General features: G+C 48.3%; 24 protein-coding genes. 6 read left to right on the top strand and 18 right to left on the bottom strand.

Annotated features, from left to right (window positions below; genetic code table 11):
- Positions 1–104: 104 nt before the first annotated feature.
- Together thrS and AB4Z29_RS27005 are read right to left on the bottom strand one after the other, a co-directional pair.
- Positions 105–2,018 (bottom strand): threonine--tRNA ligase, encoded by a 1,914-nt coding sequence (thrS, locus tag AB4Z29_RS27000; protein WP_441946073.1) that lies wholly within the window; start codon positions 2,016–2,018, stop codon positions 105–107.
- Positions 2,019–2,402: 384 nt separating this feature from the next.
- The gene (locus tag AB4Z29_RS27005; protein ID WP_441946074.1) at positions 2,403–3,185 is read right to left on the bottom strand and encodes a helix-turn-helix domain-containing protein; all 783 of its coding nucleotides are present in this window, start codon (positions 3,183–3,185) and stop codon (positions 2,403–2,405) included.
- A 105-nt stretch (positions 3,186–3,290) separates the two neighbouring features.
- Between AB4Z29_RS27005 and pyk the strand changes: the two genes are divergently transcribed.
- From pyk to AB4Z29_RS27020, 3 genes are all read left to right on the top strand, one after another.
- Positions 3,291–4,706: a pyruvate kinase gene (gene pyk, locus AB4Z29_RS27010; protein ID WP_441946075.1), complete on the top strand. Its 1,416-nt coding sequence runs from the start codon at positions 3,291–3,293 to the stop codon at positions 4,704–4,706.
- 437 nt (positions 4,707–5,143) lie between these two features.
- Entirely contained in the window at positions 5,144–5,440 is a 297-nt protein-coding gene (locus AB4Z29_RS27015; protein WP_441946076.1) for a hypothetical protein, read from the top strand.
- Positions 5,441–5,596: 156 nt separating this feature from the next.
- Entirely contained in the window at positions 5,597–5,971 is a 375-nt protein-coding gene (locus AB4Z29_RS27020) for a hypothetical protein (RefSeq protein ID WP_441946077.1), read from the top strand.
- A 44-nt stretch (positions 5,972–6,015) separates the two neighbouring features.
- Here the strand turns inward: AB4Z29_RS27020 and AB4Z29_RS27025 are convergent, their stop codons facing one another.
- The 13 genes from AB4Z29_RS27025 to AB4Z29_RS27085 form a co-directional block, all read right to left on the bottom strand.
- A complete protein-coding gene (locus AB4Z29_RS27025) occupies positions 6,016–7,437 on the bottom strand; it encodes an MDR family MFS transporter (RefSeq protein WP_441946078.1) in 1,422 nt (473 codons plus the stop codon).
- A 4-nt stretch (positions 7,438–7,441) separates the two neighbouring features.
- A complete protein-coding gene (locus AB4Z29_RS27030) occupies positions 7,442–7,867 on the bottom strand; it encodes a helix-turn-helix domain-containing protein (protein WP_441946079.1) in 426 nt (141 codons plus the stop codon).
- A gap of 305 nt (positions 7,868–8,172) precedes the next feature.
- Positions 8,173–9,159 carry a cation diffusion facilitator family transporter gene (locus tag AB4Z29_RS27035; protein ID WP_441946080.1) on the bottom strand — a complete coding sequence of 329 codons (987 nt, stop codon included), beginning with the start codon at positions 9,157–9,159 and terminating at the stop codon, positions 8,173–8,175.
- 93 nt (positions 9,160–9,252) lie between these two features.
- Positions 9,253–9,642, bottom strand: coding sequence for a hypothetical protein (locus AB4Z29_RS27040; protein WP_441946081.1), 390 nt, complete (start codon positions 9,640–9,642; stop codon positions 9,253–9,255).
- 433 nt (positions 9,643–10,075) lie between these two features.
- Positions 10,076–10,375, bottom strand: coding sequence for a hypothetical protein (locus AB4Z29_RS27045; RefSeq protein WP_441946082.1), 300 nt, complete (start codon positions 10,373–10,375; stop codon positions 10,076–10,078).
- A gap of 377 nt (positions 10,376–10,752) precedes the next feature.
- On the bottom strand, positions 10,753–11,412 hold the full coding sequence (locus AB4Z29_RS27050) for a polysaccharide deacetylase family protein (RefSeq protein WP_441946083.1): 660 nt from the start codon (positions 11,410–11,412) through the stop codon (positions 10,753–10,755).
- 238 nt (positions 11,413–11,650) lie between these two features.
- Positions 11,651–11,791 carry a hypothetical protein gene (locus AB4Z29_RS27055; protein WP_441946084.1) on the bottom strand — a complete coding sequence of 47 codons (141 nt, stop codon included), beginning with the start codon at positions 11,789–11,791 and terminating at the stop codon, positions 11,651–11,653.
- Between the two features lie 250 nt (positions 11,792–12,041).
- Positions 12,042–13,238: a Ger(x)C family spore germination protein gene (locus tag AB4Z29_RS27060; protein WP_441946085.1), complete on the bottom strand. Its 1,197-nt coding sequence runs from the start codon at positions 13,236–13,238 to the stop codon at positions 12,042–12,044.
- On the bottom strand, positions 13,231–14,715 hold the full coding sequence (locus AB4Z29_RS27065; RefSeq protein ID WP_441946086.1) for a spore germination protein: 1,485 nt from the start codon (positions 14,713–14,715) through the stop codon (positions 13,231–13,233). The genes AB4Z29_RS27060 and AB4Z29_RS27065 overlap by 8 nt, the downstream gene beginning before the upstream one ends.
- Positions 14,712–15,809 (bottom strand): GerAB/ArcD/ProY family transporter, encoded by a 1,098-nt coding sequence (locus tag AB4Z29_RS27070; RefSeq protein WP_441946087.1) that lies wholly within the window; start codon positions 15,807–15,809, stop codon positions 14,712–14,714. Before AB4Z29_RS27070 ends, AB4Z29_RS27065 begins: the two co-directional genes overlap by 4 nt.
- A complete protein-coding gene (locus AB4Z29_RS27075) occupies positions 15,806–16,096 on the bottom strand; it encodes a hypothetical protein (RefSeq protein ID WP_441946088.1) in 291 nt (96 codons plus the stop codon). The genes AB4Z29_RS27070 and AB4Z29_RS27075 overlap by 4 nt, the downstream gene beginning before the upstream one ends.
- Positions 16,097–16,238: 142 nt before the next feature.
- Positions 16,239–16,469 carry a DNA-binding protein gene (locus AB4Z29_RS27080; protein WP_138755052.1) on the bottom strand — a complete coding sequence of 77 codons (231 nt, stop codon included), beginning with the start codon at positions 16,467–16,469 and terminating at the stop codon, positions 16,239–16,241.
- A 125-nt stretch (positions 16,470–16,594) separates the two neighbouring features.
- Entirely contained in the window at positions 16,595–17,851 is a 1,257-nt protein-coding gene (locus AB4Z29_RS27085) for an ATP-binding protein (protein WP_441946089.1), read from the bottom strand.
- Positions 17,852–18,067: 216 nt separating this feature from the next.
- On the opposite strand from AB4Z29_RS27085, the gene AB4Z29_RS27090 reads away from it, so the two are divergent.
- From AB4Z29_RS27090 to hflX, 3 genes are all read left to right on the top strand, one after another.
- Complete coding sequence (locus tag AB4Z29_RS27090) at positions 18,068–19,270, top strand: SWIM zinc finger family protein (protein ID WP_441946090.1); 1,203 nt, start codon at positions 18,068–18,070, stop codon at positions 19,268–19,270.
- A complete protein-coding gene (locus tag AB4Z29_RS27095; protein WP_441946091.1) occupies positions 19,267–22,215 on the top strand; it encodes a DEAD/DEAH box helicase in 2,949 nt (982 codons plus the stop codon). The genes AB4Z29_RS27090 and AB4Z29_RS27095 overlap by 4 nt, the downstream gene beginning before the upstream one ends.
- A 483-nt stretch (positions 22,216–22,698) precedes the next feature.
- Positions 22,699–23,964, top strand: a complete 1,266-nt coding sequence (gene hflX / locus AB4Z29_RS27100; RefSeq protein WP_183569876.1) for a GTPase HflX — start codon at positions 22,699–22,701, stop codon at positions 23,962–23,964.
- 108 nt (positions 23,965–24,072) lie between these two features.
- On the opposite strand, the gene AB4Z29_RS27105 is transcribed toward hflX, so the two are convergent.
- From AB4Z29_RS27105 to AB4Z29_RS27115, 3 genes are all read right to left on the bottom strand, one after another.
- Positions 24,073–24,990, bottom strand: a complete 918-nt coding sequence (locus AB4Z29_RS27105) for an aldo/keto reductase (RefSeq protein WP_441946092.1) — start codon at positions 24,988–24,990, stop codon at positions 24,073–24,075.
- A gap of 96 nt (positions 24,991–25,086) precedes the next feature.
- Positions 25,087–25,770 carry a peptide-methionine (S)-S-oxide reductase MsrA gene (gene msrA / locus AB4Z29_RS27110; RefSeq protein WP_441946093.1) on the bottom strand — a complete coding sequence of 228 codons (684 nt, stop codon included), beginning with the start codon at positions 25,768–25,770 and terminating at the stop codon, positions 25,087–25,089.
- Positions 25,771–26,036: 266 nt separating this feature from the next.
- On the bottom strand, positions 26,037–26,657 hold a 621-nt coding region (locus AB4Z29_RS27115; RefSeq protein WP_441946094.1), incomplete at its 5' end, for an IMP dehydrogenase.

The raw sequence follows: 26,657 nt of genomic DNA on the forward strand, positions 1-26,657 counted from the left end.
GTTATGAACAAAACGAGGCAGGTCAGCAAATAACAATACTTCTTCATTTAGTGATACTTGCAAAACCGCCATTTTGCTACGGCGGTTTTGCTTTTGGTCAAATATCAAGACTTTGCGGCTATTTCCTGTACCATTTGCTTCACAAAATCGTCAACAGGCAGTATGCCCGCGTCACCCTTGCCCCGTTTCCTCACAGCAGCTTTCCCAGTGTTTTTCTCATTTTCCCCTACAACCAGCATATAAGGAACCTTCTCGAGCCCCGCCTCGCGGATCTTATAGCCTAGCTTTTCATTGCGCGAATCCACCTGCGTCCTTATGCCGGCTTCGGCCAATACTTGTTTCACTTGCAGGGCATAGTCAATATATTTCTCCGATACGGGCAGCAGCTTCACTTGAACGGGAGCCAGCCAAAGCGGGAACGCGCCTGAGAAATGCTCGGTTAATATTCCAATAAAACGGTCAATCGAACCGTACACCGCGCGGTGGATAACGACCGGACGGTGCTTCTGGTTGTCCTCGCCAATGTAGGAGAGGTCAAATTTCTCCGGCATTTGGAAGTCGAGCTGAATCGTGCCGCACTGCCAGCTGCGCTTGAGCGCGTCGAGTATATGGAAATCGATTTTGGGACCATAGAACGCCCCGTCGCCCTCATTCACACGATACGTAATATTTCGGTTGTCCAGCACGCTCCGCAGCGATTGCTCGGCCTGATCCCACAGCTCCTCGGAGCCCATGGAATCCTCTGGCCTTGTTGACAGCTCGATTTTGAATTCAAAACCAAACACATTGTACACATGGTCGATCAGCGCGATCGCCTTGTTAATCTCTTCTTCGATTTGGTCAGGCCGGACGAAGATATGCGCATCATCCTGGCAAAACGTGCGGACGCGCATCATGCCATTCAAGGCTCCCGAATACTCGTGCCGGTGCACCTGGCCGAATTCCGCCATCCGGATCGGCAGCTCCCTGTAGGAGTGCAGGTTGTTTTTGAATATAAGCATATGACCCGGACAGTTCATCGGCTTAAGCGCATACGGCGTGTCGTCTACATCCGTGAAATACATGTTGTCCTTGTAGTGGTCCCAGTGACCGGACTGCTCCCACATCCGCCTGTTCATCATAAATGGCGTACGCACTTCCTCATAATCGCGCTGCCGCTGCAGGCCGCGAATCAAGTTCTCAAGCTCCGTACGGATGGTCATGCCATTCGGCAAGTAAAACGGCATGCCCGGTGCTTCCTCGGAGAACATAAACAGCTCCAGCTCCTTGCCGAGCTTGCGGTGATCGCGCTTCTTCGCTTCCTCCAGCAGCTCCAAATGTTCTTCAAGCTGTGCTTTCTTCGGAAATGATGTGCCGTATATACGCTGCAGCATCTTGTTGTCCGAATTGCCGCGCCAGTAGGCACCGGCAACATTTTGCAGCTTGAACGCCTTGATACGCCCTGTTGACGGCAAATGCGGGCCGCGACATAAATCAACAAACTCGCCTTGCTCATATAGGGTAATGACCGCATCCTCCGGCAAATCGCGGATCAGCTCGAGCTTAAGCGGCTCCTCCTGCCGGGCGAATAACGCCGATGCATTCTCACGGCTGACTTCGCTGCGCAGGATTGGCAGATTCTCTTGTATAATTCGGCCCATTTCGGCTTCAATTGYCGAGAGGTCCTCGCTCGATAGCGGCTTCTCAATGTCAATGTCGTAATAGAAGCCATCTTCGATAACCGGACCGATGCCCAGCTTCACAGCCTGCTCCCCGTAGATTCGTTTGAGCGCCTGCGCCATGACGTGAGCCGTGCTATGACGATATACTTCTAGTCCTTCTGGGCTGTCCAGTGTCACGATTTCTACATGGCTATTCTCGATGACCTCTCGTTTCAGATCGACCAGCTTGCCGTCTACTTTCCCTGCGACAGCATTTTTAGCGAGCCCCATGCTGATCGATTCCGCGATTTGCGCTAGTGTCGTGCCACTCTGATACTCCTTAACTGTTCCATCCGGTAATGTAATCTCAATATTCATTATGCAGCCTCCGATCGAATGAGTGGAACGCAAAAAAACACATCTCTCCCAGAAAGGGACGAGTGCGTTCAGCTCGTGGTTCCACCCTCATTCGATCTGCCGCTATATTCTCATGGCTGTGCCACTCATCAGCAAAAGCAAGATCCTTATTGAGCATCCTTTAACGGGGATGACACGGTGTTATTTACAACCGCCCGAACAAGCGACGGGTTCCATAACACGGCTGCAAAGGGGTAACTACGCATTCGTCAGCTGTAGAGGCTCTCAGCAATCGCCTCTTTCTCTGGACAGCCCGTAAAGGTAATCATGTCTTTGGTCATAGCCTATTTCTGGGTAAATTGTAATCCTAACTTCTGAAGATGTCAACCCTGGCGATTCCCCGCTTTACACGGTTGAAGAGCGCTCATGCAGGAAATCGGAGGGTGAACGGCCCGTGCTGCGCTTGAAAATACGATAGAAATAGGACACGTCATTATAGCCCAAATAATCGGCGATTTCGCTGATCATCAGCTGTGATTCCGTCAGCATATAAATCGCAGTTTTTATCCGCTGATTATGAACATATTCACTAATCGTCTGGCTCGTGACCGTTTTGAATAAAGTTGCGGCGTAATTAGGCGTTGTGTTAATCACATCACCTAATTCATCCTTTGTCACCCGCTCTCGATAGTGAGTAGATATGTACTGCTTCATGCTGTCTACTCGGCGATGCTTCTCCGATGGGATTATCCCCCGGTCCCGCTCCTGATTAATATAGATCAGAGCCTCCATCAGAAGGGACTGCGCCATTAATTCAAAATAGGACGGTCTCTCCTTATATTGCGTCAATATCGTGCGAAGCCGTTCTTGCACAACCTCAAAGCAGCCCAGCCGTACCCGCAGCGGCTCCTGAAGCTGAAGAATCGGCAAGGCGCATTCCGATGCGGTTCTGCGGAAGTTGATCACGTACTTGGTGTGCACGAGCGTTGGGATGCTTTTGCCATAGTAGGAAATAGGACCAGGAATCAGAAGCAGGTCGCCCTTCTCCAGAATGGCCTTCTCCTCGTTCACCCAATATACACATTTGCCATAGGTGACCAGCAGCAGGTGAAAGGATAGCTTGCGCCCCTCCCCCTCCTCGTACCAATCTGCGCCGTTGTCCTGATGGACATCCGAAATTGCCAGCATTCTTACCGCTCCTCACCACAATACTATTGTACATTCATTGTACTATAGTTCTTATATGCTTTCGAGCCTCCGCGTTACAATGAAAAAAACGAGGAGGCCTACAACATGCTAAAAACAAAAATTATTTGTACAATGGGTCCCGCTTGCGATTCCGTTTCCACAATTAAAGAAATGATCCAAGCAGGAATGACCGTTGGTAGACTGAATATGGCTCACGGCGAATTAGAAGACCATGTCATGCGAATGAACAATATACGGCAAGCAGCGCGCGAGCTTAACACTTTCGTGCCTATTATGATGGATATTAAAGGACCTGAAGTGCGCATCGGCAAGCTGAAGGAAGCTTCCTGCGAGCTTGTAATCGGCGAAGAGCTGGCCTTAACGACAGAAGATGTTCTTGGCGACGCGACGCGCCTGCCTGTTAACTATAATGAGCTGCCATTAGTCGTGAAGCCAGGAGACCGCATCCTGATTGACGACGGACTTGTCGATCTCACAGTGCTTTCCGTAGAAGGCACAGAGATTCGCTGCCGCATTATCAGCGGCGGCACGCTGAAACCGCGCAAAGGCGTTAACCTGCCAGGCATCAAAACGACTTTGCCAGGCGTAACGGAGCGCGATGTCGTGCATATCCATTTTGGCATCAAGCATAATGTCGAGATCATTGCCGCCTCCTTCGTGCGCAAAGCAGAGGACATTCTGGAGATCCGCAATATTCTCGAAGAAGCTAATGCGAGCCATGTCCAAATCATCTCCAAAATCGAGAACGAAGAGGGCATGCTTAACCTAGATGCAATCATCGAAGCGTCTGACGGCATTATGGTTGCCCGCGGCGACCTTGGCGTGGAAGTGCCGATTGAAGACGTGCCGATGATGCAGCGCGAAATGATCAACAAATGCAACCTGGTCGGCAAGCCCGTAATCGTTGCTACCCATATGCTCGAGTCCATGCAGGTAAACCCTCGCCCAACAAGAGCCGAGGTCAGTGACGTAGCGAACGCGGTCATTCAAGGCGCAGACGTCGTCATGCTTTCGGGCGAGACGGCTGCCGGGAAATATCCGATTCCTTCCGTTCGTACAATGGCTTCCATCGCGAAAAAAGCGGAATCCATGATCGATTACAAAGAGCAGTTCGATAAAAGAAGAGCACAGCAAAGCACCAACATTACAGAGGTTATCAGTCAAGGCGTCGTCAGTTCCTCGCTTGAGCTGAATGCCAGAGCCATACTCACCTCGACGGAAAGCGGCTTTACCGCGCGTATGGTGTCCAAATACCGCCCGAGCGCCCCGATCATCGCGATTACGCAGCATGACCATGTACTGCCGAAAATTTGCCTGCTGTCCGGTGTTATTCCCGTGAAGGGCGATCCTGTTACAACGACGGACGAAATGTTCGAATCCGCAACGCGCAATGCGAAGCTAACTGGGCTTATCGACACTGGCGATATTATCGTCCTGTCTGCAGGCGTGCCGATCGGCCAAGCTGGCGCAACCAACCTGATCAAGGTTACGCAGGTTTAGTACCCGCCACATATGACTTAAAACCATACGCCGTGCATTTCTAAAGCTCATTTGAAACCACGCAAATAGATTCAAGCCGCAGCGTTTAAAGACGCTGCGGCTTTTTAGCATAATCAGGCTTGAGCATCGGTACTTCTCTAACAACCCTCCAACCAAAACCTTTTATTCATTAAGCGAGGCTGCTCAGGCTCATGAGAAGAGCGAATCGAGACACGGACGAGGCAGAATTCTATTAAAGGTGCAATAATCTGGAATAACCCTCCTATCGCTTTTTTGTTTGAGTTAATTCGTGATAAACAATGATGTCAAAGGACTTTTCAGTCAGGCAAAAAGACGGACATTCATGAACCTTTCACAATATGGATGTTTCCACATGACTTTTGGAGCATATAATAATTATAACGAGACTTTAATAGGAAGCGTAGGAGGGTACGGGTATGAAAAAAGAACATACTGTCTATTTTAAAGTGATGCATGGAAAGGAAACCAAATTGCTGACCGGCCTCATCTATCTGGAAGAAAATACGCAGCCAACCGCGCAGGATTATGAGGCTTGTCTAAAACAGTGCGGCCATGATGTACATATTGAAAACCATGAGCAGTTTATATTCCGATCCAATAATCCGAATGATGATTATCTTATTGACGTGCTTGAAAACTATAAGAAAAACGACAAGGATATGCATGCGGACCATTTGGCCCAAAGCTTTGTCAAAAGAACGCCTTTCCTTTAATTTGACTTAAACAGTAGCTAAAGTACCTATTCCCAACTAAGACCTTGGAAATATTTTCATAATGAGGCGGCTGTGCTATGCTTTCCATAGAATGAACAAAATGTAAACGCATAGCATTCCTTGCTTCCCATTATGTTCCATGAAAGTTGGTGAATCATGAGTACAGGCGAGAGCATCATCATCGTTGTCGTCATTCTTATTTCATTACCGCTTCTCTTACTCGCCTTCATGGTCATTCGGCAATCGTTCCAAGCAAATCGGGAAATCAAACATATCTTGAAGAATGGTATGGCTTTTGATGCGACTGTAAGCTCCATACGGCAAACCAACACGGAGATTAACGGTCATCCCGAGGTATTTATCGGTTTAACGATTCCGAGAGAACATGCCGAGCCGCATCGTACCATCATTAAAACCGTTATTTATATGGTCAATATTCCGCAGTATCAGCCCGGACGCAAAGTGAAGGTAAAGGTGCTGGAGCTGGATGGGAAGATTAAGGTCGCGCTTGAAGGCGCCCATGTTTTCTAATACCTGCAGGAATAAGAAAGAGCGCCTTTTGAAGGCGCTCTTTCTTATTGTACAGCAGCCAGTTTCTTTGGCTTGCGCAGCAATAACGTGAGCGGCAAGGAGACAATAATGATGATGGTCCCTACGTGGAACACATCCTGTACACTGAACGAGAGAGCAGCCTTCGGGGACACATTCCCGCCTGCCAGATGTACAATCGTCTGCGCCGACAGAATAGAGCTGAACAAACTGATCGACAGCGCCGAGGTGCCCTGCCTAATCCAGTTCATGACTGCTGACGCATGACCTGAGTTTACGATTGGCACTGCGGACATAGCAGCGTTCGTGACCGGCATATTGCTGAAGCCTATGCCCATATAACGAATCGCCACCCATATCGTAACGAATAAAGCGCTTGTGGCCATGCCGGCACGACTAAGCTCCCATGTCGCGATGCCCATGAGCAGGAGTCCGATAAAGATTAGCCTGGAGGGTCCAATTTTCCCATACAGCCTGCCTACTGCCAGTGAAACCAGCACCATCGCGAGCGTACCTGGCAGCATAACCAGGCCCGTTGCAAAGCTGGATTCCCCTTTAATATTTTGCATGAAAATCGGTACCAATAAAGTTCCCGCATATAAGGAAATCGTTATGCAGCAATTCACGATAAGGCCATACGTGAAACGGGGGATTTTCAATACGCGCAAATTGAGCAACGGGTTCTCGACTCGCAGCGTCCTTTTCACGAAATAGGTAAGGACAACGATGCCCGCGGCAATCATCCCCAGCGTCTGCCAGCCTGCCCAGCCCCAGCTATGGGCCTCGCTGAAGGCGACGAGCAGCGCGCTTGTGCCGATCAGAACAGCCCCGAATCCGATCCAATCAAGCTTAATTCCGCTGCTTAATCGATAATGAGGGATGTATTTGGCTGCTGCGATAACCGCTATTATGCCAATCGGCACATTCAGCAGAAACAACGATTTCCAGCCATAGCTCTCCGCAAGCCATCCTCCAACTGTCGGTCCCAGCGCAGGCGCCAGCATCGCCGATACACTCCAGAAGCTGACGGCAACGGCCTGCTTCGACTTTTCAATCGTCTGATAAATGATCGTCATCGTCGTGGGCATAATAATACCGCTAAAAAAACCTTGAAGAATCCGAAACACGATAAGCGATTCGATGCTCCATGCAAAGGTGCATAATACCGAAGCCAGCGTAAAGCCTGCCAGTGCAAACACATAAAGCCTTTTATAGCTCCATTTGTCTCCCATGAAACCGATAATCGGCGCAATAATGCCCGTCGCCATCATAAAGCCTGACAACATCCATTGCACCGTATTAAGGCTTGCTTGAAAATCGTCCATGAATATAGGCAATGCCACATTTATCGTAGTTGTACTCAAAGAGGCCATAAAGTTTCCGAAAAACACGGCAATCATTACGGTCCAAAATGACGATACTGCTTTCTGTGAGGTATCCACGTTCATGCTCCTAACCGTTTAATGGATTGAGCGCCTTCGCTACCCGGCTCTCGTATTCGATCAGCTCTTCTTTAAACTGCTCCATCCGTGCGATTTTAGTATCGATCATGGCCTTTTCTTTTTGCAAAATGCTCGCTATCTCCATAAGCTTGCGTCTGCGCGCCTCCATGTCCTCTGTCGTACGGTACTCAGTTTTCTGCTGCTCAATAATCGCTTGAAATGTCATGTATTGCTGAAGCTCGGCAAGGGAAAAACCGAGCACCTCTTTGGCCAGCATAATTTTGTTAATCTTCTCAATATCGTCCTCGGAGTATAGACGGATGCCGCCTTGCGTTCTTTCCGGGGGAGAAATTAAGCCGAAATCCTCATAGTACCTTATCGCTCGCTTGGTCAAGCCGGTACGTTTTGCCACTTCTTCGATTTTCAATAGCTGCACTGCTCCGCACCTCCGTTATCCTATACCATTAGCATACGCTCAATGACAGTTAACGTCAACGTTAACTGTCAACTAAAAAAATATATGATGTTGTTTCATACACATTGGTCATTAATATTCCAACTCGAGCACTCCAATTCCTCATACGTGCAACATTGGCTTGCTTTGAGCGTCTGGACCTATCTGTACTACTTAACCAACCAGCCTCTCACTTCATGAGGCGTCCCCCTCTTCACCAATTAAAAAAGCCGTCTCTCCGGGATTTAATCCCTTTGAGACAGCCCTTGCGTCCTCGTCCTGCTGCGCTATCGTTTATCGATTGGCAACCAGCTTTTCACGCCGTCATCCTCAATAATACCAAGCGTCGCGTCCGTAATATCGGTATCCAAGAGAAGCTTGTCGCGAACCTTGAACTTGATATCATCGGCATCTGCAAGCGATAATCCCGCCTTCAGCTCCATTAATGCTTCCACATGATAGTACCGGCCCTCCTGCAGGATGCGCATTTGATAAATATCGGTGACCAACGGCTCCGAGAAAATGATCTGCGATACTTTGTCCGCGACCTCTTTGGGTGCCGACACTCCGATTAGACCAATCATATTGTCATAACCTACGCGGAAGGCTACCCCAAACATCAGCAAGCCAATGAGTATCGTAACTAGACCATCCATCCGGTCGAAGGTTGTGAAGTAGACAACGATAACAGCAATCATTGCCAGCAGCGCGCCGGTAACGGCAACGATATCCTCATAAAAGACCAATCTCGTTGCCGGTGCTGAACGGCCTACATTTTTGAAAGCAGCCGGAGCAATTTGGAAGCCGTGTGCCTCAACCTTCGCTTCATGCAAAATCTCCTTCATCGCTTTGATAAGGATGAACCCGTCTACAATCAAATTAATAATTAATACGCCGATATTAAGCCAAATGCCTTCACTCTCGGCTGGATGGTTGAATAAATGCCAGCCCTCATGAATGGTTTCATACGCCATTATGGTAACGACAATTACGGCAACCATGCAAAACAAATTAATAACGCGGCCAAAGCCCGTTGGAAATCGTGGCGTCGGCCGCTTCTCGGACAGAATGCTTCCCACAAAGACGAAGCCCTGATTAATGGCATCCGCTAAGGAATGCATGGCGGAGGCGAACATGGCCCCGCTGCCGCTAAATGCTGCTGCAAATGCTTTAATCGCAGCGATTATAGCATTCCCTATCATTGCGATCGCAGAAGACTTGTTGCCTTTCTTGATTAAAGCCAATAACCCTAAACGCTCCACTTTAGATTCCATAATCTCCTCCTGCGGCAACTTTTTACTGTTACCTTACCACCATTAGCCAGATTTGATTCAGGCTCGGCCAGCAGAATGAAGATATTGTTGCCTTTATTTCTTCGAAAGCCTTATCGCGAGAAAGACACCTTCGACCACCAAGCCTAGTATGAAGCCTGCAGCCACCGCTTCTAAAAAGACGAGAAAGCTGACCAAATCCTCCCAGCCTGTCGTATTGCGCGAATAAAAAGCCATTAATACGAGCCCGATTAATGTGCCTAGATTAGAAAATAGCCATAGTTTTTTTGCACCCAGCCAGCCCGTAAAGCTAAATAAAAAAGACAATACGACGGCGAGTATCATAAAACGAAAAGCATGCATGCCCGTGAATGGCTGACCTAAAACGAGAAAACGAATAACCCATAACAAAATACTGAGCAGCAACGAGGACGCACCAGCCAGCAGCCACCACCCGGCGCTTCTTACCGCAGGAATCCAGCGCATTCGAATTAACTCCTCTCCGAAACTGTTTTGTTTACATTAACGAATAAAGCGCTTACTTTGTTTCAGCGGCTGGTTATAATCTGCTCCAAAGCCGCCTCATTCAAGTTTTCTTCACTATCTATATTAAACAACGGTTTCGAGTTTCCATTATTTTTTTATCCTTGTAAAAGATACATCCATCGACAATTAGCTTATTTTCCTCTGTGATTATAACACTCAACGATTATGAAATATATAAACTGCAATTCCCCGCCTCAAGAAAAAACGGCTTCGCCGTCCTCTGCAAGAGCAGGATATCCGTTTCTCATAGAAATAGAAGAATACTTTATGACGCGAAACTGAAACATATATATTCTTATATTTTCAAAAAGAGCTGAACGGAAGGTTGACTTCCGTTCAGCTCTTTCCCTACACGGCCACGAGTCAGCACAAGCTACTCTACGCCGTCTTTAAAGTTCTTATCATAGTTTTTATCGCCTTTGTGTTCAAGATCATAAAGCGTTTTCTCCAGTGTCGCTACGATTTCTTCCTTCACCTGCGCCAGCGTGTCATAGAATAGCGCCTCTTCCGCGCCAACGATCTTGACTCCGCTAATCGCCTGTATCGACTGGAATTTCCGATGATGATCGGCTAGATCGTCAATCGCTTTGAGTGTATGTACGCTTTGAAGAAACAAATCCTTGTGGTGTTGGTTGGCTAGTCTGCTCTCCAGCCGCTGCATTCTTTCGTTCATGGGCACTATTCCCTTCGTATACGCAAAGTTATGAGGCGTTTGGATACAACTTCTTCCACCCATTGTACAATCAATTGCCAAGCAAAAACAACCTCGCTACATGTACCCGTGCGGCCCGTTCCCCCTCAGCTGGCATACATTCAGTAAACGCTCAGTCCGGCTTCATATGTGCTTAACGTAACCATACGACATAACCATACTCAATGAAATGCTTGAGCAATAGCTTCGTGTATTGAGATCAGCATTATTTGGGCAACGGATGGCTAGCAATGATCTCTTGGCTTGGCAAGATAAATAGCAACAGGCACGGCCGATTGCGATGGTATGATAAACCATTGCGATTGGCTGTGCCTGATTGAATTGGGACTACTATTTGTTTAAACCACCGTGCTGGTCTGGCTCCATTCTTTTGGTACCGTGAAGATCATGCCCTTCGTCAAGAGGCGGTCAAGCAGGGACTTGAATGGCTCGAATGCAATCCAATCATGGATAAGAATGATTTCATTGCCAATCCTTCCTTCAGTTAACGAATGGGATTCTGCCCCTAAATCGAATGTATCGAGCGTACATGACACATGTAATCCCCGCTTCATGCTCGCTTCGTCCTGCTCTTCGTATTGTATATGATCAAAGGATGGCTGCTCGTAACCCATCTGCTCAAGCATCCGTTGGATACCGGCGAAATGCTCAAGCCTCGATTCGTCCTCGGAATAAGGAAACCGAAAAACTTTTGCAGGCCTGATGGCCTTCGCTTTGGCGTAAAGCCCATTGATTACCTGATCCGTGCGCGCCACCTGACCTCTAGCGTCATCCCAGCTAATAGAGGAGAAATCCGCGTGATCATAGCTTCGATTCCCAATAATATGACCTGACCGAATCGCATGCACTGCTGCTTCTGAGAATCGTTCCAGTGCTTCACCCAAACAAAACCAAATGGCGCGCACGCCTCTGGCATTTAAATAATCAACCTTCTGCATAAAATCCTCGGCTGGCCCTTCATCAATCGTAAGGTACGCCGCTCTTTCCACCGCTAGCATAACAAAGAACCTCCGTTAATTTATTGCGCTCTACATTAATCACTCCTCTATTATACCTGATAATAAAAATTTTGTTTGATTGCGCCGCAATAGTGGTAGTACACTAGGAACCCGCCCCAATTAGGCTCTGTGCCTGCTAGAACAGCTTCTTTCGGTTTAATCGTTAAAACAGGCGTTCAAAACAGTCTGTTCTGCGACTGTTCTGAACGCCTGCCTATGAGACATTCTCCACTATTCATTAGGGATGTTTCCTCGCAGCATTCAATTCGCTCTCATTCTGATGCCATTCTTTCAGCATGCTCTGATAGAAATTGCTCTCCTGCGTGCTTAGCCCTTGCTTGTTGTCCTTGACGATTAAGTTACCGATATTGCGCTTCAAAATAATACTCCGACGTCCTAACATGTCCATATAAGTCAATGAAATTCACCCTCCAGCTTATGTTTTCCAATCGGTCCATTCAAGTATAACGAATACTAATCCCGTTGAAAAACAGCAGCAGGCCGCGCTATTTCCAGTAATTTCGTCTAAGGCCGACTGAGCGAAGACCACCCCTGCCCGTTCGGAAACATCCTTCCATATCCTCCATATAACGACCCTATCACCACATGGCAGGTATAAACCGATCCAGTTAAGGTCCGATTCCCTCATTGCGGATATGATTTGTTTTCAATTCGGAGCGATAAAGTTTAATTTTGGCTTTTACAGTAACAGGCGTTCTCGCAAATCGTTCATTCCAGCTCCCTGAGATCGGCATAAACTGTGCATATTGCTTCCGATACATTTGCTCGCCAAATCCAAAAACATCTACCCCAAACCTTTTCTGCACGCTTTTAATCGTTGCGCCCATTTGCTGCTCCAAATACTTAGCGCTGAGCTTCTCCAGCTGCTCGTAGCCAGCAATCGATGTTAACCGAATGGATTCATCTACGCTTGCAACTATACCGTCCCCTTCCAGATTCAAACGAAGAACCAACTCTCCATTCTCCATCTCCGCTTGAAGAGCTGTTTTAATATGATAGAGTCGAATCGCGGTGTTGTCATATGAAGGAATACTAACCATTGTCCCTTTAACCTGATTCCTTGCCAGCGCAAGCATTCTGCTTTCTTCCAAAGAAAGAAAACCGAGCAGCTTATCTTCTGAGAAAACGCCCGCTCCGGCAATTACAATTGACGCCTTCGGCGTAACCGACTTGATGCTCTGCAGTGTATTCGCCTCCTTGAAGGTTCCCTTAAGCGAGATTGCGCCGAGTGCAAGCTCCCTGCCTTCGGTAAGAAGAGCCTCCGAGATATCGAACAAGCGAGACTCTGGTATTCCTCCCCATGACAAACGGTAGCTTTTTACTTGTGCGGTAATTTTAGACGAGGTCAGCGTCCCACGTGGATAAAGCACCTTTAGAAGCTGAGCAGCAGGAACATCCTTCGAGATTAAGACGAGAACATCCTCTCGTATGTACCTTGTCCGCTGCAGCGGATCTAATAAATCCGCAAGGCCATGTCTAGCCAATCGTTCATCAACGATAAATACACCAATATGTGAGATGAGCAGCGTCCGATCTATGCTTTCATTGAAGCGCGTAATCAATTCTGCCAATGTATTCCCCTCAATTGATTGTATAACAGCAGGCACCGTATCCTTATTTCCTTCCAGTTGGTCGGCGATCATCGTCTCGATGGTTAGACGAAGCTTGCCATCGCTCCCCGGCTCCAATGCCGCACCTGTAATTAGAGATGTTTTGTTCAACTCCACGTTGTCCCAACAACCGGATAAGAGCAATGAAAGTGCGGTGATCCATATGCTAAGCAACAATCTATTCCTTTTATTCATGGCTTCCGCCGCCGCCCCCTTCATCATTCGACAAAGGTGTTTGAAAGACGAGAATCGCATCCTTTTGCTCACGCAAACGAAAGGGAACAAACGGAGAAAGGTAGGAAACTCCGAAAGAATGCAGTCTGACCAAATGGATGAGCAAAAATGCCGAGCCAAGAATGACGCCGTAAAAACCAAGCGCCGCTGCCAGAAAAATAAAACCGAATCGAAACAGACGAATGTTGGCGCCAAAAGTGAATATCGGAGCAACGAAGCCAGAAATAGCCGTTAACGAGACTACGATTACGTTAATATTGGAGACAATGCCCGCTTGTACGGCTGCTTCTCCGAGTACGAGCGCGCCGACAATGGAAATTGCGGGACCTACAACCCGAGGCATCCTGGTGCCTGCCTCGCGTAATATTTCGAATGTAATTTCCATTAAGAGAATTTCAATAACTGCAGGAAAGGGAACCCCTTCCCGTTGTGCCAAAATACTTGTGAGCAGCACCGTAGGAACCAATTCAGCGTGAAAGGTCGTTACTGCAATGTAGAGACAAGGGACGAACAGAGAAAAGAAGAATGCAAGGTAGCGCAGCAGCCGAGTAAAGGTGCCGAACGCAAACCACTGATAGTGATCTTCAGGCGATTTGAAAAAATCGTTCATAACAGCGGGAACGACGAGGACAAACGGACTGCCGTTAACGATAATGGCAGCCTTCGCCTCCAAAATAGAGGCGCATACCGCATCCGGCCGCTCACTGCTATATACCGTTGGGAACAAAGAAAACCTTTTCGGCCTAAGAAGCTCTTCTATGCTTCCGGAATCAAGCACGCTGGACACGCGGTTCGTTTGCAATCTGGCTCTGATCCTTCGCAGCAGCTCTACATCCAGCCTCCCTTCTATATAGGCTAAGTAAACGGAGGTTTGTGATTGCTCGCCCAAGGTATATTTCTCAAAGCGCAGCTGCTCATTAATCAGACGTCTGCGAATTAAGCTCATATTCGTATCCACCGATTCCGTAAAGCCGTCCTTGGGGCCTCTTACAACCGTCTGTGTAGTCGGCTCCGCTACCGCTCTCGTATCCAGCTGCTTCACATCGAGCATAAGCGTGAAGGTTGCTCCTTCTAATGCAAGCCCCGCATGGCCAACAGCCAGTTTTTGCGTAAACTTTTTTAAATCATGAATATATGTACCGGATAAACCGCCATAATAGTTCTCGTTCATGTGCTCCAGCAATGCGTCAACACAGCTAAAGGGCTGATTCATACCGACATGGGAAAGCGGCCGAACGATATTGTCCATCATAAAAGTCACGTTCGTCATCGTTTCTAAGTAGCAGAGCAATCCTTTTTGCTCGCCAACGCGAACCGCAACGATCGCAAGATCATCCGTATTACCGAATACACGCTTCAAATAGGCGCGAATATGCTCCAGTGATTGTATCGGCGAGCTATTCGAATCATTTTGCAAAGTATGATCTCGTTCGTTCATTCGCTGCCGCCTCTCTTTCGCTTAGAAAGAATCCAAATCCATATCCCTGTCAGAAGGGGGATAACCAGCTGAAACGGAATATGCAGGTACCGAATAACAAGCTGAAGTCCTTCTTCCGTGTGTTCAGCAAAATTGTGTGAGACTAGCAGCGAAAGCGCTCCAATCATCAATGCAAGGGGATAGATGTAGGTTTTACTCGGCTTGCCGAAAATGACTGAGATTCCTTTCGCTCCCGCGTATAAAAAAATGGCGCATTTGAGAAAAACGCCAAAAATAATGATCAAAGCAACAAGTGCATCCATTCGATTGATGAAATCCGAAATGTTAATGAGCCTAGCCGCATCCAATAAGGGAAAGGTAGAATATTTCTCATATTCCATGCCCATCGACCAGATCTGGAGCAAATCGGAGAAAGCGAGAATAACGCCTGCCGACACGATCGCCGCCATTCCAGCTTTTCGAAACATAGCCTTATTCCCCATCTGCGGAAACATCACTAAAAAAACGATTAATTCTCCATATGGAACCCACAAGGAGCTTGAAAAGCTCGTCTGTAGAAGAGGCGCGGCGCCCTTGGACAAAAAGGGAAGCATCCTTTGCGGCTCGAGTGATCCGCTCATCAGCAGCATGATGGCTATGCAAATAAAAAACAAGAAAATCAGCCCAATGATAGCCTCCGATAATTTGCCTAATGCCCGAGCTCCGCCATACGCCGCATAAGCAACGATAAGCACAAACAACACGACAACGATCTCAAGCGGGGTTATGCGTAGCAGAGTCGTCATCACCAGCTCCAGCATATCCCGTACGTTACGGGCCGCAATATAAAGAAAATAGACGGCATAACCGAGTACGAGCACTTTGCCGATCACGCTCCCCCATGCCTTAATCAAGACAGCATAGAAGCCTTTTCTTGATTCAGAGGAAACCAAGGCGGTATAGCAAAGAAACAAAAGGGCCGCAGGGAGAATGGTAAAGAGAGGGACCAGCCACACATCCGGTACCAGCTTCGGCGTACCGAAAATAATAGAAGTGCCTAGCAGCAAAGCCAGCATCAAGCTATACATTTGGAATGTGCTCATCTTGTTCGTCATGGCTTCGTCCGATTTCCGCGTGTTTCTTTCCTTGCTGAGCGCTGCCGTTTATGCCTTCTTGCGCGTCTAGTGCTTCTCCAATCACGGAATAAGGATAAACCTAACGCTGCTGCAAGCAAGAGGTAAGTTTGAAAACCATTATAATTGAGGCCTTGTTTGCCTAGTGCTGCACCAAAGCTTTCTTTGTATACACCCATATCCAAGAGAGCAATTAATAACGATGCTAAAAGTAAAGCTGCTAAAACGCCTACCGTCGTCATTTTGAACAGCTCCGTTTCTACATTCATTTATTTACCTGATTTATTTTCCGCATAACTATCTGAAATTATGTAAAAGAAAGGAGCAAGAACAAGCAGACATGACAAAAAGACCGAAAATAGACAACAAAAAACCACAGCCCCGTGAGGAGACTGTGGTTCATCGTAAAGGTTAAGCTTTGCCTAAGATCTCATCTATTTCGCTTTTCAGTAATAGATATCTGTGGACGCTGCGGTTAATCGCAACCTTGGTCAGGTTATGCTTTAGCACGTAAACCTTCATTTGGTCTTTCGTCATGCCTAGTAGATCGCCAGCCTCGGTAACCGTTAATACCTCCTGCTTGCTCGTTGCATTAAACGTTTTCTTCACCTTTTGATCCCAGTCTTCAAATACTACCTGCATATTTCCGACTCCTTTATCATAGTCAATGATCTTTATTGACTGCACCTCTTAATTATAACACGAACAGCCGCATAATCTTACCTTGATACAAAATTTGTAGAAATGTAATCAAATAATAACAAATACTAGTTTGCCTTGGGGAAAATAAGATTAAATTCAGTTCCTGCGCCCGGTTCACTTTTAATCGATATCTTCCCGTTCATTTTTTTGATAATGCCGAAGGAAACCATGATCCCGAGCCCCGTTCCTTTTTCCTTTGTCGAATAATATGGGGTACCGAGGCGCTTCACCTGCTCCGATGACATACCGCTGCCAGTATCGCTTAATATGACCCATGCATGCTGATCGCGAATCACCGTCCTCAACTCCAGCAGGCCTCCGCCCGGCATGGCTTCAATCGCATTTTTGCCGAGATTGATTAATGCCTGCCTCAGCTTATAGCGATCACCCTGGATGAAAAAAGCTTGCTCCTCCTCGGTCGACACTTGAATTTGAATATTGTTATAGTTCGCATATGTCATCAGCACATTAGACAAATGATGCATTTCATGATGAATATCAATCGCTTCGATAACCTCGGGATCGGGCTTGGCAAGCGATAGATAATCCGCAATGATGACTTCTGCACGCCCCAATTCCTCAAAGCAGATTTTCTGATAGAGCAGCTTCTTTTCTTTATCAAGGTCTGCCGTTGCGAACAGCTGAATAAACCCTTTTATCGTAGTGAGCGGATTTCTAATTTCATGTGCGACCGAAGCCGCCATGTCTCCAACGATCTTCATCTTCTCACTTCTTATTATCTCCTCTTGCATCTGAAAAAATGTATGCAGAAATTCAATGGCGTAGACGCATATGCCGGCAATAATTCCCTGTATGACATACGTTTCCAGCGTTTCCCACGGATTGTTAAGCAGCAGCTCCAGCTGACCCACTATAGAAAGGTATATGGTGAAGGCAATAAGCTTAATGAGAGTACAATATATGACGGCAAACGAAATTTTACCGGTTAGCGTCAGAGCGCTGTATCGTTTATAGATAAAGAGGAACACAATAAAGCTTGGTACCAGAGACAATACATATATCCAGTCGTTCGGGCTCCCGATAAAATAACGGTACAAGAGCAGCGTTATGTATAAAAGAATAGAAACCTGTATGCCTCCAAACAAAGAGCCGATTGCCAAAGGAATGGAACGGAAATCGTACAGCAAGCCATTCAAATTAATGGGGAACGACATCGTCGTTATGATGGCAATTGCGAAGAGTATGAACAAAAACAACCGAAACAGCATTGTGTTATTTCTTACTTTATAGATATATGGGTAGAGTACAAGCGGAGAGCAAATGATGAAAATATTCAACAACAGATCCTTTAAATAACCCATCCTAATGGCCTCCACCGATTAGTTCATCTCTATCAGCAATATTCTTTTCTTCCGTACTCTCTTTCTCCATAATATAACATAAAAAGGAACGCAAGGGACATGAAATAATAGAAATTCAGCCCTTATAAAGAACGAAGAAACCTGCTGAGCAGCCCCCAATAAATGATATAATAAGCTGATTCTCAAAAAGAAAAAATGGTTACAGGAGACCTCCTTATGAAAGCTATCCATACGATGAATATATCCGAGTGGCATACCGTATTCCGCTCCTGCACGGCCGTTTTTTCCGAACATATCAAGAACCTAGATTTCGTAAAATCCGCCTTATCGGCGATTGTGCGGGTTAAGCCTGAACTGACGCCGCAAGAAGAGCATGTATTCGACCTGCATGCTCATCTTCATATTCTAATGCTGCTCGTTAATGTCACTCCCGATCAAGCGTCGAGGCACGGGTCATTCATCGGGTTTCATACCCATACCGCCATTACCGAGGTTCAGGAGCTGATCGCAAGCAGCTTGAGGCAGCAGCGAGCAGCCTCCGTGGAGGCGTATTGCCCGCAGCTGTTCGCGGAGTCCGTTTCCATCATACGCGGACTCATGCTGCAAGAAGCAGGGGAAAAAGCATATTTCTCCGCTATTTACTTCGGCTTATGGCGTAACTGGACGCAGCCGGGTCAACACGGCGCAACGTTGTATGCACAGGAGCTGCAGCTGCTGCAAACCGCCAAGGACAAACTCGGCTTCGACCTATCCCGCTATCCCTGGCTGACAGCACAAGCGTGGATGCTCAGTTTTCTGTATCGCGACCAGGAAGCGCTAGAGCTTTTCACCGAAATAAATAGCAGCCTAAAGCTGCGTCCGGATGATTTGTTCCGAGTGCTGGAAGCAATATCCGAAGAGAAGGAATGGCCGCGTCTTTCGGAATGGCTTCTGAGATCTACACCGTTAATGACGGGTAAGCGGATGAATAGCTTGGACATTTTCTATCAATATTGGGATCAACTCATCCCTCAGCATTCAAGCGCCGAGCAGCATATGTGGGAACCGCTTTTCCAGCTTTCGCCATCCCTATACGAGAAAAAACTGCTCGTTCATGGCAAGTGGAAGCTGTGGATCGATTACCAGATCAGCCTGGGAACAGATCCGTTCGAATATCGGGTGAGCGTCTTCGCGCCTATCGAGAAAAATTCGCCAGAGCTGCTGCTGCCCTTCTATCATCAGGCGGTAGAAAGCAATGTACTGCTTAAAAACAGAGGCGGCTACAAAGCTGCCGTCAAGCTGCTGAAGCGACTGGCCAAGCTGTACAAAAAATTGAAGGAAGAGCAGCGATGGGAAGCCTTTATCGATGCCTTCGCATCTCGGCACAGCAGGCTTCGCGCCCTGCAAGAGGAGCTTCGGAAAGGAAAGCTGATTACATGAGCACCTATATCAAATTCTTGTCGGTACAGGTTAATTTATCAAGCCATGGCGATGCCCTTCTCTATGGGGTCGATGAAACGGGAGAGTTCTTGAGCGGCGTTAGCCTGAAGCATCGCCTGTTCGCATGGCACAGCGCCTCCTTCTATGGAACGGAGCTTCAGGTCCAGCAGGTACAGGATCTGGAGCTTGTACTCCTACCCGCGGAGCAGGTCATCCCGTTTTTTTCCGACAACCATACACTTGCCCATATCGCATGGAATTGGGGAGAGCATGCTGAAGCACTGGTCAAGCTCACTCCTTTGCTGGCAGAAGAAATCAAAGCGCACCGCTATATACCAAGCTTCACAGCCTTTCGCACAGGCAAGCTGCAGTGGACATGGGATAACTCTGCGGCGCAGCGGCAAATACTGGCTGAGCTTGCACCTTTCGACGATGAAGCCGATTTTCTTGACGGCTTGCAGGCCGCCTTCTCTGCAGCTGTATTTGAAGCCTGGTACGGCACCGAATCCGAATCAGCCGATTTACGGAGAGAATTCCCGCTGCTCTTTGCCAAGGATCATGCCGCAGTTGCCGGACTAGACGCACAGACTTGGCTCATCGCATCCGGCTGGAAAGCCGATCAAGCGCTCTTCCGCCCGCTGCTTCAGCTTGCTGAGCCGCAGCATATCGAAGATTCGTGGCAGCTCAAGCTGGTGCTGCAGGACAAGCTGGATCCAGCGGTGCTTGTACCTGTCCGACTCTCGGATTCCGGCGAAGCCTCCGGTGCTTGGCCATCGACTTGGACTGCCGCAGTCCGTGAACGTTCAGCCGGCTGGCTTGACCGGCTGCGGGCCTGCTTATCCGCCACTCGGTTTGCCGGACCGCGCGAGGATGTACTGCATGCAGATTTAGGGAATGACGCAGCATGGCAATTTCTTGCCATAGACAGCCCGCGGCTGCTGGCTGCAGGCTGGCAGGTGCTGCTCCCCGCATGGTGGGAGACGGCCAGCCGCAAAAAACCAAAGCTGCGTGCCAAGGTCAGCACGCCCTCAGAGAGCAACGGCGAGTCATTGTTCGGACTGGATACGTTGATTGACTTTGACTGGCGCATCGCCATCGGCGAGACAAGCCTATCCGAGTCCGAATTCAATGAGCTGGTTGACCGCAATGAGCGGTTGGTGCGATTCCGTGGACAATGGATTGCACTGGACCCAAGCCTGCTCTCACAAATCCGCAAAGCGATGTCAGGCATTGACCGCTCACAGGGATTATCCTTCCAGGACGTGCTTCAGCTCCATCTGCTAGGTGAAAACAACCGTGCGGAGGAGGAGCAAATGGAGCAGGAAGCTGCGCAAGAACAGCGCATCCAGCTGGAGGTCGAGCTGAACGAGCATCTGATGAAGCTCGTCAGCCAGCTCAGCCAGCGTTCGGAATGGCCGCTGCTTCCCGTACCTGCAGGCCTAAAGGCTGAGCTTCGCACCTATCAGCAGGAAGGATTCGCTTGGTTGTCCTTCTTGCGGCGATTCGGTCTTGGCGCATGCCTAGCCGATGATATGGGCCTCGGCAAGACCGTCCAGCTTATCGCCTATCTGCTGGGCCTAAAGGAGAGCAGCGCGAGCACCGAGGCAGGCACTCCTGCCCTCATTGTTTGCCCGACATCAGTCCTTGGCAACTGGCAGAAGGAGATCAGCCGCTTCGCCCCAACGCTTAAAGTCATGCTTCACTATGGCAGCAAGCGTCTTGCAGATGAGGCCTTCCTTGCGGAGATCCAGCAAGCCGACGTCATCCTGACCTCATTCGCGACAGCAACCCTTGACCAAGAGCTGCTGCAGCGCCCCACGTGGTCAGCAATCTGTTTGGATGAGGCCCAGAATATTAAAAATGCGCAAACCAAACAGTCTGCTGCCGTTCGCAGCTTTACGTCGAAGCATCGCATTGCGTTGACCGGAACGCCGATCGAGAATAGATTGTCAGAGCTTTGGTCGATTTATGATTTCATGAATCCTGGATTTTTAGGGACCGCGCACGGCTTTCAGCAGCGATTCGGCAATCCCATTGAGAAGGAGCATGACAAGGAGCGCACGGCTGACCTTCAGAAGCTCGTGAAGCCGTTCATGCTCCGCCGCAAGAAGAAAGACCCGTCCATCCAGCTTGATTTGCCGGACAAAAACGAAATGAAAACCTACATCCATCTAACAGCCGAGCAAGGGGCGCTGTATAACCAAGCTGTTAATCAGCTGATGGACCGTATGCAGAAGCTTGAAGGCATTGAACGCAAAGGAGCAATCTTATCCGCGATTATGCAGCTTAAGCAAATATGCGATCATCCGGTGCTATTGACGAAGGAGCCCGTTCCGGGTCTTACCGATGCTGGAGACGAAGAACTGGATACCGAAGGACTGGTGAGCCGCTCTGCTAAGCTGGAAAGATTGCTCGCAATGGTGAGAGAGCTGCGTGATGAAGGAGAACGCTGCCTGATTTTCACGCAATATATCGGTATGGGCCAGCTGCTTCAATCGGTGCTGCAGCAGGAGCTGCAAGAGCCTGTCCTGTATTTGAACGGCAGCACCTCGAAGCTCGCTCGTGACCGCATGATCGATAAATTTCAATCGACATCTCTCCCGCCGGACGAGCAGCCAAGTGTATTCATTCTGTCCATCAAAGCGGGAGGAGTCGGCTTGAATCTGACAGCGGCGAACCATGTGTTCCATTTCGACAGATGGTGGAATCCTGCCGTCGAGAACCAAGCGACCGACCGCGCTTATCGGATGGGGCAAACCCGCGACGTGCAGGTTCATAAGTTCATATCGCTTGGAACGCTGGAGGAGAGGATCGATGAGATGCTGGAGAACAAGCAGCAGCTTAGCGAGAACGTAATCTCAAGCTCTGAGGGATGGATAACAGAACTTTCTACGGAAGCGCTGAAAGAGCTCTTCACATTGCGACAGGATTGGAGCCAAACGTAGAAGCCGGTGAGCTTGTAGCTTGCCGCGGCTTCCATGATGTGCTACACTGGTGCTACTTTAGATGAACGGAGGGTTACATGTGATAGACTTTATCCGAGTTAGGTCTTTGCGCAGCTGCTAATTGAATAGCGCCAAAGCTCTGCCTGTGTGCAGAGGACTCAGGATAGGTCTGCCATTTTGAAGGTAACCCATAGATGGAACAAGTACGCCGACGGGATTAGCATGAGCCCACTTGCGTATTTGCCTTTAGAACGGAAGCTTCATACGTGTATAGAATAAATCGACAACGGTTATTGTACGGGGGGGGGAAGACCTCTTCCTTCATGATAGCCTCGCGTTCTATGCCCAAGGAGGACCACCGATCCATTAGCGCAAGGAATTCCTTTCCTTTCTTGCGGATCATCCTGATCTCCTCTTCTTTAACACAGGCAGCGCTGCCTGTGTTTTTTTGTATTCCAAATAACCTTAAGAGGATGATGAATAATGGAACAACCGAATCAAAAAGCGGTCATCGTCGGCGTTGAGCTTCAGAATCAAACCGACTTTGCCTATTCGATGGAAGAGCTGCGAAACCTCGCAGCAGCCAACAGTATCGAGGTCGTTGACGAGATCAGCCAGAAGGCGGCGCGCATCAACCCTACCCATTATATCGGGACCGGCAAGATCCAAGAGCTGCTCGCGCTGCTCGAAGCGCATGATGCTCACGTCGTTATTTTCAACGATGAGCTTTCTCACTCTCAAATTCGCAATCTCGAGGCTGCCTTGGAGCGAACGGTTATCGACCGGACGATTCTAATTCTCGATATCTTCGCAGAACGCGCCAAAACAAGGGAAGCCCAGCTTCAAGTTGAAGTTGCAAGGCTGCAATACATGCTTCCGCGGCTCGTCGGGCTCCGCGCGTCACTTGGCCGCCAGGGGGGCGGTGCCGGCCTCAAGAATAGAGGAGCCGGGGAGACGAAGCTTGAGCTGGATCGCCGCCGGATCGAGGAGAGAATCACCGCTTTGCAGGCTGAGCTGGATAAGCTTGTAGCTAGGCGCCAGATTCAGCGGAAGCAGCGGCAGAAGAATGAGATGCCCGTCGTCTGTCTTGTCGGATATACCAATACGGGCAAATCCAGCTTAATGAACGCCTTGCTGGAGAAATTCAATCCTGAGACAACGAAGCAGGTATTCGCAAAAGATATGCTGTTTGCAACGCTGGAGACATCTGTGAGAAGCATTGACATGCCGGATAACAAATCGTTCCTGCTCACGGATACCGTAGGGTTCGTAAGCCAGCTGCCCCATCACCTTGTCAAAGCGTTCCGCTCGACCTTGGAGGAAGTGACCGAGGCGGATCTGCTCGTGCATGTCGTTGATTACGCCCATGAGGAATATGAGCAAAATATCGCCGTAACGAATGAGACGCTTAAGGATCTCCGTGCCTACGATATCCCGACGATATACGCCTATAACAAATGCGATTTAACCGACCATCCTTATCCCGCCGTTAACGACAGCAATGTCTTTCTATCTGCAAGAGACAGAAGCGGCTTAGATGAGCTGATTCAGGTGATCCGCGATCATATCTTCGACGATTATATGAAATGCGAGCTGCTTATTCCGTTTAGCCAAGGCCGACTTGTCGCCTATTTCAACGAGCATGCTCATGTAGAAGCGACGGAATATGAGGCAGAGGGCACAAGAATGAAGCTGGAATGCCGCGTATCGGACTTCGAGAAGCATCGCCAGCATGTCACCGTGCTATAGGATAGGCTTCATCTTTATCGTTAACGAAAATAAGAGCTGCTCCCCTTAAGTGGAAAGCAGCTCTTTATTCATTCTACTCCAGCCTGTTCTTACAAAGCGTCAATCCGATCAGCCAACATCCTGAGGATGCGACTCGGCAATCAGATCTACCGCTTTCGCGTTCGCTTCAACCTGCTCGGGATCCTTGCATCCGGGAATGACCGCCGTAACAGCCGGATGCTTCAAGCACCATGCAAGCGCCCAGCTCGCCATAGCAATGCCCTGAGGGACTTCCTCCCGCTGAATATGCTCCACTTCGAGCAGCTTTAGCCTGGTGCTCTCCTTGTCATGCCTATGGCGTACGTCGGTTTCGCCAAAGACTGCGCCTGGCTTATACTTGCCGCTAAGGTAGCCGCTCGCTAGCGGTACACGCGCAAGCACGCCTAGATCCTGCTGCTGGCAGGAAGGGAATACCCGTTCCTCAGGCGCGCGGTCCAGCCTGTTGTAAACGACCTGAATGGCGCGGGCATTCACTTTCGAGGATGCTTCCGTCTGATGCAAATTGTCATTGCTGCCAATGGAAGTGCCCAGGAAGCGGATTTTGCCGGCTTCTATTTGTTTGTCCAGCGTTGTCCATAGTTCATCATTATCGAAGGCTTGGTCCGGCCCGGAATGAAATTGATAGAGATCGATGTAATCTGTCCTGAGCGCCTTAAGCGAAGCATCAAGCTGCGCCACGACACCCTCTGCATCGAAGGAATCGGTGCGTGTGAAGCGCTCGTGGAAGTGATGGCCAAACTTCGTTGCAATGATCCAATCCTCACGTTTGCGGCGGCTAATAAAGTCACCAATGAGGGATTCAGAGAGATGATCGCCGTAACATTCCGCAGTATCGATGAGATTAATGCCAAGCTCCTGGCCTTTATCCAGAATCGCATCTGCTTCCTCCTGCGTATATTCCCTGCCCCATTCGCCTCCGAACTGCCATGTTCCAAGACCGATGACCGATACATGCAGCCCCGTACTGCCGAGTCTCCTATATTTCATGAACAACACTCCTCCCATTGCGTTATGGCTTGACCCCACTATTTTAACCCTCAATGCCTTAAATAAAAAATGCTGCGTAACACTTATTCGCGCAAGCTACCACTTCATACTCTTGACGAGCTCTATCAAACGCTGCTGATCGTCCCTCCTAATCGTCCAATTTTCTAATTCAGACACAATGCGTGCCATATTCGTATAACCTTTCGCCAATCCGTTCAGCCTCGCGGCCAAAGTAGCATTTTGTATCTCCTTCTCTGTCATGAACAAGTGTCTCAGCTTCCGCATTGCATCAGGAAACCTTTTGAGATAATACTTCTGATGTCGATCCTCGGCAAGATAAAATGGAGATATTGGCATAATATCCGTTGCAGGCTCAACCTCCCCCCGTTCTATCCGCCTCTGCGAAACCTGATGAATCATTTCCAGTTGATGCTCGTCCGAGTAAAACAACAGCGACCTGTATTGCTTGCCCTTATAATCGTTAATATTCAATGGATTATGACTGTTCCAGAATATCTCTACAAGTTCTTCAAAGCTAATAATATGGGGATCAAAAGCAAGTTGAACCGTCTCAGTATGGTCACCCATATCACGGTATGTTGGACTCTCAGATGTGCCTCCCGCATAGCCAACACAGGTTCGTATGACGCCTGGCAGTTGGCCGAATAATGCTTCTGGGCTCCAAAAGCAGCCCATCCCGAGTACTGCTTGCTGAAGCTCACTTGATAAAGAAATAGATTGAAACGATTTTATCCGTCCCGTTTTTCCACTTATTTTCATACATCCTTTCTTTTAAATCAAAAATAGCGTTCAGTATGCTAGATAGGAATATTACTCTCTTTTAAATGACAACTAAGCATTTTGTTTGCAGCAATAGCTTAATCATAAATAACACGAAAAAGAAACCTTTCCAAATGCTTATTGAATGTTCTTCACATTCATTTTAGCAGAGATTAGTTTCTTATGTTAACGTGTTATAAAACAAGGGCTGTCCCATAAGGTCATAAACCTTTAAGACAGCCCTTGCAGCTATGATTTAGAAATAATTACTCTGCGATATAATCTTTCGCTACGCGAGTGCTTTCTTGCTTGCTTGCTCTTGTAATCGTTACATACACTTTGCCTGCACCTACTGAAAGTTGTTCGATACTCACGTTAACGGATGTTTTACCATCCCCTACTGTAGCTGTACCTACAACAGATCCATCTACTGCGACAGTGTATACATTGACAACATCACCGGCAGATAGACCTGTTACTCTCACGATATCAGATGCTCCATCATTGTTCAACACGACAATGTTAGCCGCCAATGCTGGGGCTGTAATTTCTGTTTCGTAAGCTTTAACTGTTCTTGTGCTCTCCAGCTTGCCTTCGTTTACTACGCTCACATACACGCTACCTGCAGCAGCGCCTAGTTGTTCAATCGTTACCGTTGCTGATGTTGCATCTTCAGCTACTGTTGCTGTTCCGATTGCTGCTCCGCCTGTTGCTGCTTTGTAGACATTGACTACATCGCCTTCTACTAGRCCTGTAACAACCACTGTATCRCTTACGCCTACTTTGTTGTTCGAAGCTGTGATCGTGGCTGCTGCTGGTGCTRCCGATACAGGCTCTGTTACATATTTCGCAGCCGTACGTGTACTCTCCAGCTTGTTCGCTTTCGT

Source organism: Paenibacillus sp. 2TAB23, assembly GCF_052115165.1.
Lineage (GTDB): Bacteria > Bacillota > Bacilli > Paenibacillales > Paenibacillaceae > Pristimantibacillus.